Annotated in this window: 3 protein-coding genes; 2 read left to right on the top strand and 1 reads right to left on the bottom strand. The window is 71.5% G+C overall.

The window, feature by feature from the left end:
- Positions 1-285, top strand: a 285-nt coding sequence (locus Q7W29_04555; GenBank protein ID MDO9171087.1) for an aconitate hydratase, incomplete at its 5' end; no start/stop codon positions are given.
- 55 nt (positions 286-340) lie between these two features.
- On the opposite strand, the gene Q7W29_04550 is transcribed toward Q7W29_04555, so the two are convergent.
- Positions 341-862 carry a hypothetical protein gene (locus Q7W29_04550; GenBank protein MDO9171086.1) on the bottom strand — a complete coding sequence of 174 codons (522 nt, stop codon included), beginning with the start codon at positions 860-862 and terminating at the stop codon, positions 341-343.
- Positions 863-1005: 143 nt separating this feature from the next.
- Between Q7W29_04550 and Q7W29_04545 the strand changes: the two genes are divergently transcribed.
- On the top strand, positions 1006-1238 hold a 233-nt coding region (locus Q7W29_04545), incomplete at its 3' end, for a DUF1223 domain-containing protein (protein MDO9171085.1).

Genomic DNA, 1238 nt, shown 5'->3' with positions numbered 1-1238 from the left:
ATCCACCGCTCGAACCTGGTGGGCATGGGCGTGCTGCCGCTGCAGTTCCTGCAGGAAGGCTGGCACAAGCTGGGCCTGACGGGCGAGGAGATCGTCACCATCCGCGGCCTGACGGAGCTCGCGCCCCGCAAGCAGCTGATCGTGGAGATGTACCGTCCCAGCGACGGCCGCATCGCCCGCTTCCCGGTCCGCTGCCGGATCGATACGCCCACCGAGCTCGAATACTTCAAGCACGGCGGCGTCCTGAACTACGTGCTGCGCAGCCTGGCCAAGCCGGACGCGTAGGCTTCGGGCCAGCGAAGAGTGAGACGGGGCGGCTGCAGCGATGCGGCCGCCCTCTTCACTTCAGCGGCCGGATCCTCGCCGTGATCCCGCCCCGGGCGAGCTCGGGGGTGAGCCGCCGGGTCAGGTCGTCGCCGAACCGGGTGTCCGCCCTGGCCTCGGCCGCGGCTGCGAGCCGGCTGCTGGCCGCGGCGATCTCGGGCTTGCCGACCGCGCAGGCCGTCGCCTCGGCGGTGAGCGGCAGGGTTTCATTGCCCCGCTCCCGATCCTCCAGCCGCACAGTGTAGCGCTCGCCGCAGGCCAGCTTGCCGGTGATCGATTCGAAGCACGGCTCGCGCTCGAGATAGACCGTCGCCACCCACTGGCAGAACACCGGCGGGGGCGGCGCCTCGGGCGTGGCCGGCGCCTGGCGGGCCTCCACGTCGGTGCGCACGAACAGCTGGTAGCGGATGAGGGCGTTCTCGCCCTGCTTGCCCTTGGTCAGCACCATCGGCACGTCCTTGCGCGCCACCTGCAGATAGGCGCTCTCGGTCCGCACGATCTCGGGCGGCGGCGGAGGGGGCGGCGGAGCCTGGAACACGGCGTCTCCTCGAAGCGCGGAACGGACGGGCACTCTAGCGCGAGCGCCGGACCGCGCCATGGGCTCGCGGCCGACCTGCCGTGCGGGAAGCTCACGGCTTCTTGAGAGTTACAGCCCCCGGAACACTCCTTAAGCCGGGGGCGATGCGGAAGGCCGCCCTGCTCAGCGTGATCCTGCTCGCCCTTTCGGCGGGCGCAGCGGCGGCCAAGCCGCCGGTGCTCGTGGAACTGTTCACGGCGCAGGGCTGCGGCTCGTGCGACGACGCCAACGCGCACCTCGGCCGGCTGGCCGACCGGCCCGGCGTGCTCGCCCTGACCTTCTCGGTGGACTACTGGGACTACCTCGGCTGGACCGACACCTTCGCCAGGCCGGAGTA

The organism is bacterium (assembly GCA_030654305.1).
In the GTDB taxonomy this organism is placed as follows: Bacteria; Krumholzibacteriota; Krumholzibacteriia; order LZORAL124-64-63; family LZORAL124-64-63; genus PNOJ01.
The sequence above is the reverse complement of the archived record's forward strand: the minus strand, read 5'-3'. Positions and strand labels throughout refer to the sequence as shown.